The sequence below is a fragment of the Amycolatopsis sp. lyj-84 genome, from assembly GCF_046549075.1.
Classification (GTDB): domain Bacteria; phylum Actinomycetota; class Actinomycetes; order Mycobacteriales; family Pseudonocardiaceae; genus Amycolatopsis.
This window is the reverse complement of sequence record NZ_JAJPWO010000017.1, coordinates 186053-194514: the sequence shown is the minus strand read 5'-3', so window position 1 is coordinate 194514 and position 8462 is coordinate 186053. Positions and strand designations below refer to the sequence as shown.

Here is an 8462-nt window from a genome sequence, read left to right as displayed (position 1 = left end):
TCACCGTGGTCGTGAGTGGCGATTCGGGTTAGAACCCGAATCGCCACTCACGACCACCCCGCCCGCCCCCTCACCCGCCACCCCCGGCGCTCAGTCCCCCAAGCACCCCCAGCATCTAGAGGACTGGTTGCGGTAGTGCGTGGTGCGAACCACCGCACCAGAGGACGAAACGCGGGAGGGGCGGGCGCGATAGCAAAGGTCCCTTGCTATCCCAGGGCGGAGCGCATCGCGGCGATGATCCACTCGGCCTGCGGCATCTGCGAGGGGAACGACGGCCAGCCGTTCATCCTCCCCAGCAGCACCCAGTAGTGCTCGGCGCGCGGGTCGGAGCTGACCGCCATCCCGTCGGTCAGCCGCCTCCGCCAAGCCGGGTCGGCCGCGTCCCGCCCGTTCCGCGAAGACTCCGCGAAGATCGTCTCCGCCAGTTCCCGGCCCTCGGCCGAGTCCGGCGCAAGGCCGGCTTCGAGCGCTTCGGACGCCTTCGCGCTCCAGGCCATCCACAGTTCTTGCTGCTGTGAGCCGAAGTCCGCCCCGTCCTGCTTCCGGAGCTTCGAGTGCCACTCGCTCATCCGGCGGATGGACGCGCGGAACTCGTCGTCCTGCACGAGCTCGGCGAACTCGATCCACGCCTCCAGTTGCTCGGGCGTCGGGTCGTCGGGCAGTTCCGGTTTCGCCGAGCGCATCCGCTCGTAGAACTGCGGGTCCAGCTCCAGCCCTTCGACCATGTCCTGCCAGAACTCGTCGAGCAAGCGTTTGCGGTCTTCGTCCGACATCGACGCGAGTTTGTTCATCAGTTCGACCTCCTCCAGTGGTGAGTCCCGTTTGGCCACCGCTCGCAGGACCGCGCGGCGCAGCTCCAGCCGCCGGATCTGCTCGTCCAGGGCGGCGACGTGCTGGACCGCGAGGTCCCCGATGGTCGCTTCCCTGGTCAGCGCCCGCTCCACGTCCGCGAGACCCAGCCCGAGCTCCCGCAGCGTCCGGACCAGCTCCAGGCGCGCCATCGCGGTGGCGTCGTAGAGGCGGTAGCCGGAATCGGTGCGGTCGGTCGGCGGAAGGAGCCCTTCGTCGGAGTAGAAGCGGATGGTCTTCACCGGCAGGCCGGTCCGTTTGGCCAGCTCCCCGATGGTGAAAACCGCTGCGGTGCCCATGTGCTTCATCGTCGACTCTCCAGTTGGTGGAGAGTCAAGCCTCCCAGGTAGCGTTGGACCATGCACTTCACCCGGCCACGTGAGCTGGCAGTGGCCGGCCTCCTGGGTTTGGTCCTGGCCTATCTGCTCTTCCAGGTCGCCTACGGATCCTTCCCCGCGCTCCCGCTCTTCGCCGGGATCACGCTGCTCGTCCTCGCGCTCTGCGAGACCGTGCTCGCCTTCATCGTCCGTTCGCGGATCAAAGAAGGGCGGGTGCTGTCCGCGATCTCCGTCGCCCGATCGGTGGCTCTCGCCAAGGCGTCGTCACTCGCCGGATCCGTCATGACGGGGGTCTGGCTGGCGGCTTTCGCGTATCTTTTTCCGCGACGTGACGAACTCCTCGCGGCGAGCGGTGACCTCCGCTCGGCGACGGTCGGGATCGTCAGCTCGGTGGCGCTGGTAGCTGCGGCTTTGTGGCTCGAACACTGCTGCCGGACCCCCGAAGGCAGCGATCGGGAGCGCGATCCCGAGCCGACCGGTTAACGCTCGAGAGCCACCGCTCGAAGTACCGACTAGGTCTCGTTCGGATTACTAGAAGGTACGGTGTTGGGCATGACCGGGGTGGGTGACGACTCGCGCGGCCGCCTTGCGGGTAGGCCGTGGCTTGTCGTCGGCTTGGTTCTCGCCGTCGGCGCGACTCTCGCATTGGTGCTTTCCGACGACCTCCGCTACTTGCGGCTGGGAATCGTCGCGGCGCTGTGGGCCGCCTTGATCGGCGCGTTCCTGGCGGTCCGCTCGCGCAAGCACGTGTCACAGAGCGAAGAAGCCGTCGCCGAGGCGCAGGCCGTCTACGAGCTGGAGCTGGAACGCGAGATCGCCGCCCGCCGCGAGTTCGAGCTGGAGATGGAAGCGGAGACCCGGCAGGCCGCCGACAGCCGTTCCCAAGAGGAGCTCGAAGCGCTCAGGGCTGAGGTCACCGCCCTGCGTGAGAGCCTCCAGTCGCTCTTCGGCGGTGGCGAGGTCCTCCTCGAACGTGTCGCGCTCACCGCGCAGGCCACCCGGATGCGGTCCCTCGACAACAAGCAGCTGATGAGCGCGGGGTCCGAGAACGGCAACGGCAAACCCCAGCTCATGGCGGCCAAGAGCACCACGATCGACGTCGACGAGCGTGAACACGGGCGGGAACGCCCGACAGAGATGATCGACCGCGTCCTCGAACCGGCGTCGGTGCGGGCCGGTGCCCCGCCCGCCGCCCGGCGAAAACCGGCGAACGGCCAGGTCAACGGCACCAACGGCTACGGCCAGAGCAATCAGGTCCCGCGGCCGAAGCCGGTCGACGAGTCGACTCGCCGCAGCATGCGCAAGGCGGACGCCCGCGCGTCGAAGGCGGCCGAGGCGCTCGCCGCCGAAGCCGCCCGCCGCGAGCGGCTCGAAATGTCCAACCCCGGGATGTCGCCCGCCGAGGTCTCCCGGCCGATGCCGAGGGTCGACCCCAAGCGCAAGACCCCGCCGCCGGTGACCCCGGCCGAGGTGTCCCGCCCGTCCATGCCGGGGATCTCGCGCGCCGAGGTCTCGCAGCCGTCGATGCCCGCCGTCGCCCGGCAGCCCCAGCGCCCGGAGCCGCCGCGTCAGGAACCGCAGCGCCCGGAGCCCCAGCGCAACGAACCGCCCCGCCGTCCGCAGCAGCCTTCGCTGCAGCAGCGCCTCGACGCCGGCACCGTGCAGCGCCCGCCCGCGCCACGGCCGGAGGAGCAGACCCGCAAGCAGACGCCGCCGGTGAAGCCCGCGGCTCAGGCGAAGCCGGTCAAGAAGGTCGAGCCGGACCGTCCCCGGCCGAACCGCGAGCTCGGCCTGACCCGGCCCGGGATGAAGCCGGTCGAACGGCCTCGTCCGGCCGGTGGCACGCCGCCGCCCGCGAACAAGCCCGCCGCCACGCCGGAGCCGATGGAGGCCACCGGCGAGTGGAAGCCGTCGTGGACGCAGGAGCGCCCGGTCTCCGACCTGAGCGCCGCGTTCCCCCGGAAGGACGACTTCCAGGACCGGCTGCGCCCCGCGCCGCCGTCGAAGCCCCAGCAGTCGGCCTCCCTGCCGCGGCCCCAGTCCAGCCCTCAGCCTCGTCGTGATCCGGAGCCCCCGACCCCGCTGTCGATCCCGGTCGTGTCCGAGCCTCCCCGCCGTGCCGAGCCCGTCCGGCCGCCGGAGCCCGAACCGGTGCGCCGTCCGGCCGCCGAGGCGCCGTCGCGGCACAGCCCACCCGTCGAGGAGCCGCCCGCGGTGAACCCGACGCTGCCCGAAGAGGTCCGCATGACGCAGAACGGGAGCGGCGGACGCCGTCGCCGGGCGGCCGAGGACTCCTCGGTGTCGCTCACCCCGGCCCCCAACGTCCCGGAGCCCACCGGTGGCGGCCGTCGCCGCCGTCCGGACGGCGAGCCCCCGGCTTGGCAGGGCCAGGAGTCGTCAGGCGGCCGTCACGGCGGCAGGCGGGCGAAGCCGGAGGAAGAGGCGCCGTCCCGCAACGGGTCGTCGCACAGCCGTCCGGAGACCCCCGCCGCCGGCTCCCACGCGTCCGGCCGGTCGGTGATGGACCTGCTCGCGGCCAACGGCGCGAACGAGTCCACTCCGCGGCGCAGGCGGCGTGCGGAGGATTGAGTCGCGTCCGACCAGGTGAGCCCGCGACCGCGATCGACGTCGGAAGGGCGCTGGTGGGTCGATTCGGTCGCGTTCTCGAGGCTGGGCGCCCTGTCACCGCGATGGCGGGGCCTTCGGCCGGGCGGGTTCACACGTGTGGCCCGTCCTGTCTCGAACTTCAGCTCCACGTCCCGCTCCTGTCCCGTACCGACGGTAGGGTGACCCGCTGTGAGCGAGCCTTCCTCCCCGGCGCCCGGTCCCGACCGGGCCCGCCGGTCTCGGTCGATCACCGTGCTGCTGCCGGTGCTCGGGCTGATCGCCGTCGCGTTGTGCGGGCTGTTCGTCTTCGGCACGGTGACCGAGAAGGTCGGCCTGCCCGCGGTGACGATCGGCGTGCTCGCGGCCCTCGTGCCGGTCGGCGTGGTGGTCACCGCGTTCCTGTGGGTCGACCGCTGGGAACCGGAACCCCCGAAGCTCCTGCTGCTGTCCTTCGTCTGGGGCGCGTGCGTCGCGACGATCATCGCGCTGCTGCTCAACAGCGGTGCCGAGGCTGTCGGTGACCTGCTGCTCGGCAGTGGCGGCGGCGGCAAGATCAGTGGCCTGGTCTCCGCACCGCTGGTCGAGGAGGCCGCGAAGGCCGCGTTCATCCTGCTGCTGTGGTGGCGCCGCCCGAGCGAGTTCGACGGCGTCGTGGACGGCATCGTCTACGCCGGGTTCACCGCGGCCGGGTTCGCGTTCACCGAGAACATCTATTACTTCGGCCGTGCCTTCGCCGAACACGGCTTCGGCGACGGCACCAGCGCCGGCGTGCTCGCGGCGTTCTTCCTCCGCGGCGTGCTTTCGCCGTTCACGCATCCGCTGTTCGCCGTGATGACCGGAATCGGGCTCGGCGTCGCCGCGAGCAGCAAAGTGCGCTCATTGCGGATCCTGGCGCCGATCGGCGGCTACGTCGTCGCCGTGCTGCTGCACGCGCTGTGGAACGGCGCCGCGCTGCTCGGCGGGGCCAAGACCTTCCTGAACGTCTACTTCCTGATCATGGTGCCGTTGTTCATCGGCGTCTTCTCGGTGGTGGTCATGCAGCGGCGCCGCGAGCAGCGGATCGTCGCGGCCGCGTTGCCGATGATGGTCGACGCGCGCTGGATCGCGCCGTCCGAGGTGACGCTGCTGGCCAGCCTGTCGGGGCGGCGCTCCTGGCGGAAACAGGCGCGGAAGCAATCGGGACGGGACGCGGCGAAGGCCGTAGGCCGCTATCAGGCCAGCGTGACCGAGCTGGCGTTCCTGCGACGCGGCAGGAAGCTCACCGACGAGGGCAAACAGCGGCAGCGTGAACTGCTGCAGGTGCTCAAGACGTCGCGCGCCGACGCCGTGCGGCTGGCGGACGGTGCTCCGCGCGGGTGACCCGTATCAGGTGAAGCTGGTCACGAGGACCGGTTCGGACGCGCGCCCGAGGGTTACCCTCGCGCCGTCGTCCGGTACCCGCGACCACAGAGCGGGACTGGAACGAATTGAGGAGTTTTCGACCATGAGCGTCCACAGGCGCACGCCATGATGAGGCCCGCTCGCTTGGCCGTGGGCGTCGTTTCCGCCGGCCGGGTAGGCAGTGTCGTCGGCGCCGCACTCGCGAGGGCCGGGCACACGGTCGTCGCCGCTTCGGGCCTTTCCAACGCTTCGGTACGCCGGGCGGAGCAACTGCTCCCCGACGTGCCCCTCCTGCCGCCCGACGAGGTCGCCCGCCGCGCCGATCTGGTCCTGCTTGCCCTGCCGGACGACGCGCTCGCCGGGATGGTGCGCGGTTTCGTCGCGACCGGTTCCCTGCGACCGGGTCAGATCGTCGTGCACACCTCCGGGTCGCACGGCATCGACGTCCTCGCGCCCGCCGCCGAGGCGGGCGCGCTGCCGCTGGCCCTGCACCCCGTGATGACCTTCACCGGCCGCACGGAGGACCTCGACAGACTGGCCACCTGCAGCGTCGGCGTCACCGCCACAGAGGGTGACGAAGCGGCGTGGAACGTCGGCGAGGCGCTGACCGTGGAGATGGGCGCGGAGCCCGTCCGGGTCCCTGACGAGGCGCGAGCGCTCTATCACGCGGCGTTGGCGCATGGCGCGAACCACCTGATGACCCTGGTCGCCGACTGCGCGGAATTGTTGCGGGAAGCGGGAATCGGCCAGCCCGAACGCCTGGTGGCTCCGTTGCTGTCGGCGGCGTTGGATAATGTTCTGCGACACGGGGACCGGGCACTGACCGGGCCGGTGGCCCGTGGTGATCTCGGCACCGTGCGTAAGCACCTCGCGGTGCTGGCCGAACGTGGCCCCGACATCGCCCCGAGCTATCGCGCGCTGGCCAAGCGCACGCTGGCACGCGGCGACGCCGCCGGGCTCCTGGACCCCTCGGCCGCCGCCGAACTCACCGAACTCCTCAGTGATCCCGCAGATCCCGCAGACCCCGCCGAAGGGCAGCAAAACCAGTGACCACACCCAAATTCGCCCGAGGCACGCTGCACACCTTCCAGCCGCCGGAGCAGGTGAGCCAGGTGACGCGTGCCCTGCACGGGGTCGGCCGCAAGGTCGCGCTGGTGCCCACCATGGGCGCCCTGCACGCGGGGCACCGCGAGCTGATCCGCCGGGCGAAGCGGCTGCCGAACACGGTCGTCGCGACGTCGATCTTCGTGAACCCCCTGCAGTTCGGGGAGGGCGAGGACTTCGAGGCGTACCCGCGTCCGCTGGACAAGGATCTCGAGGTGCTGAAGGAGGACGGCGTCGAACTGGGCTTCCTGCCCAAGGCGTCGGATCTGTACCCCGACGGGGCCACCGTCACGGTGCACCCCGGCCCGCTCGGCGACGAGCTCGAAGGAGCGGTGCGGCCGGGGCATTTCGCCGGCGTGCTCACCGTGGTGGCGAAACTGTTCAACATCGTGCGGCCGGACTACGCCTTCTTCGGGGAGAAGGACTACCAGCAGCTGGTGCTGATCAAGAAGATGGTGCGTGACCTGAACATCGAAACCCGGGTCATCGGGGTGCCGACGGTCAGGGAACGCGACGGGCTGGCGTTGTCCTCGCGCAACGTCTACCTGACTCCTGAACAGCGTGAGGACGCGATCGTGTTGTCGGCGGCACTCACCGCGGGTGCCTTCGTCGGGCGCGACGGCGCGGACGCCGTGCTGGCGACCGCCAGGAAGACCCTCGCCGCGCGGCCCGCGGTCGAGATCGACTATCTGGAGTTGAGGGGAACCGACCTCGGGCCCGCGCCCGTCGACGGTGAAGCGCGGTTGCTGATCGCGGCCAGGGTGGGGAGTACCCGGCTGATCGACAACGTGGGTGTGGTGCTCGGCGCTGCCGCGGACCATCCCCGGCACGCGCTGGACGCAGGGGAATAGGGAGAGTCCACGATGTACCGCACGATGCTGAAATCGAAGATCCACCGGGCCACGGTGACCCAGGCGGATCTGCACTACGTCGGTTCGGTGACGGTCGACGAAGATCTGATGGACGCGGCGGATCTGCTGCCGGGCGAACAGGTGTCCATTGTGGACGTCACCAACGGCGCGCGCCTCGAGACGTACGTGATCGCGGGCGAACGCGGCAGCGGGGTGCTCGGCATCAACGGCGCCGCCGCGCATCTGGTGCACCCCGGCGATCTGGTGATCCTGATTTCGTACGCGCAGATGGAGAACGCCGAAGCGGCCTCGTTCCGGCCGCGGGTCGTCTTCGTCGACGCGGACAACCGGATCGTCGAAAAGGGCGGCAACCCGGGGCACGCGCCGGAGGGCTCCGGGCTGATGAGCGGCACCGTGACACTGGCCGACGACGACACGATGACCTTCCCGGTCGCCGAAACCGCCGACGCCCGCCGTCTCGACGCGCTGCTGCACGCCGAAAGCTGAGCCCTTGCTGCTCACGGTCGACGTCGGCAACACCAACATCGTGCTCGGTCTCTACAACGGGCAACAGCTGGTGGGTGACTGGCGCATGCGCACCGACGCGCGGATCACCGCCGACGAGCTCGCGCTCACCATGCGCGGGCTCCTCGGCCCGCACGCGGACGCGATCACCGGGATCAGCGCGCTGTCCACGGTGCCCGCCGTCCTGCGGGAGCTGCGCGTCATGCTCACGCGGTATTACGGGCGGTTGCCGAAGATCGTCATCGAGCCGGGAGTGCGCACCGGGGTGCCGCTCCTGGTCGACAACCCCAAGGAGGTGGGCGCGGACAGGCTGGTGAACACCCTGGCCGCGCACCATCTGCACCCCACCACCGCCTGTGTGGTGGTGGATTTCGGGACTTCGACCAATGTGGACGCCATCTCCGCGAAGGGCGAGTTCCTCGGCGGCGCGTTCGCGCCCGGTATCGAGATCTCGGTCGACGCGCTGGCCGCGCGGGCCGCGGCGCTGCGCAAGGTCGAGCTGGTGCCGCCGCGGTCGGTGATCGGGAAGAACACCGTGGAATGCCTGCAGTCCGGCATCCTCTACGGCTTCGCGGGCCAGGTCGACGGCCTGGTGAAGCGGATCAAACGCGAGCTTTCGCCGGGCGGGACGGATCCGGTCGCGGTGATCGCGACCGGCGGCCTCGCGCCCCTGGTGCTGGAGGAGTCGGAGACGATCACCGAGCACGCGCCGGATCTGACGCTGCTGGGCCTGCGGCTGGTCTACGAGCGCAACCACCACTCCCGCGTTTAGTCCTCTAAATGCGGTTTCCCTGGGGCGCGGCGTGCA

Annotated in this window: 7 protein-coding genes and 1 pseudogene; 7 read left to right on the top strand and 1 reads right to left on the bottom strand. The window is 70.5% G+C overall.

Annotation, left to right across the window (positions count from 1 at the left end; translation table 11 throughout):
- Positions 1 to 206 precede the first annotated feature (206 nt).
- Entirely contained in the window at positions 207 to 1148 is a 942-nt protein-coding gene (locus tag ACLJRM_RS38000; RefSeq protein ID WP_101613564.1) for a MerR family transcriptional regulator, read from the bottom strand.
- A gap of 60 nt (positions 1149 to 1208) precedes the next feature.
- Between ACLJRM_RS38000 and ACLJRM_RS37995 the strand changes: the two genes are divergently transcribed.
- From ACLJRM_RS37995 to ACLJRM_RS37965, 7 genes and pseudogenes are all read left to right on the top strand, one after another.
- The gene (locus ACLJRM_RS37995; protein ID WP_101611072.1) at positions 1209 to 1670 is read left to right on the top strand and encodes a DUF3180 domain-containing protein; all 462 of its coding nucleotides are present in this window, start codon (positions 1209 to 1211) and stop codon (positions 1668 to 1670) included.
- Between the two features lie 69 nt (positions 1671 to 1739).
- Positions 1740 to 3776 carry a DUF6779 domain-containing protein gene (locus tag ACLJRM_RS37990; RefSeq protein WP_410665813.1) on the top strand — a complete coding sequence of 679 codons (2037 nt, stop codon included), beginning with the start codon at positions 1740 to 1742 and terminating at the stop codon, positions 3774 to 3776.
- 207 nt (positions 3777 to 3983) lie between these two features.
- A complete protein-coding gene (locus ACLJRM_RS37985; RefSeq protein WP_101611070.1) occupies positions 3984 to 5153 on the top strand; it encodes a PrsW family intramembrane metalloprotease in 1170 nt (389 codons plus the stop codon).
- A 135-nt stretch (positions 5154 to 5288) separates the two neighbouring features.
- Positions 5289 to 6224: pseudogene (locus ACLJRM_RS37980) on the top strand (Rossmann-like and DUF2520 domain-containing protein); the annotation flags it as partial.
- On the top strand, positions 6221 to 7129 hold the full coding sequence (panC, locus tag ACLJRM_RS37975; protein WP_101611068.1) for a pantoate--beta-alanine ligase: 909 nt from the start codon (positions 6221 to 6223) through the stop codon (positions 7127 to 7129). The pseudogene ACLJRM_RS37980 and the gene panC, both read left to right, overlap by 4 nt.
- Before the next feature lie 12 nt (positions 7130 to 7141).
- Positions 7142 to 7636, top strand: coding sequence for an aspartate 1-decarboxylase (gene panD / locus ACLJRM_RS37970; protein WP_101611067.1), 495 nt, complete (start codon positions 7142 to 7144; stop codon positions 7634 to 7636).
- Between the two features lie 4 nt (positions 7637 to 7640).
- Positions 7641 to 8426, top strand: a complete 786-nt coding sequence (locus tag ACLJRM_RS37965; protein WP_101611066.1) for a type III pantothenate kinase — start codon at positions 7641 to 7643, stop codon at positions 8424 to 8426.
- The last annotated feature ends 36 nt before the right edge of the window (positions 8427 to 8462 follow it).

What these genes read in the sequence shown, in the direction of transcription:
- ACLJRM_RS38000 (WP_101613564.1), bottom strand. Translation starts at nt 1,148, where the DNA reads ATGGGCACCGCAGCGGTTTTCACCATCGGGGAGCTGGCCAAACGGACC.
- ACLJRM_RS37995 (WP_101611072.1), top strand. Translation starts at nt 1,209, where the DNA reads ATGCACTTCACCCGGCCACGTGAGCTGGCAGTGGCCGGCCTCCTGGGT.
- ACLJRM_RS37990 (WP_410665813.1), top strand. Translation starts at nt 1,740, where the DNA reads ATGACCGGGGTGGGTGACGACTCGCGCGGCCGCCTTGCGGGTAGGCCG.
- panD (WP_101611067.1), top strand. Translation starts at nt 7,142, where the DNA reads ATGTACCGCACGATGCTGAAATCGAAGATCCACCGGGCCACGGTGACC.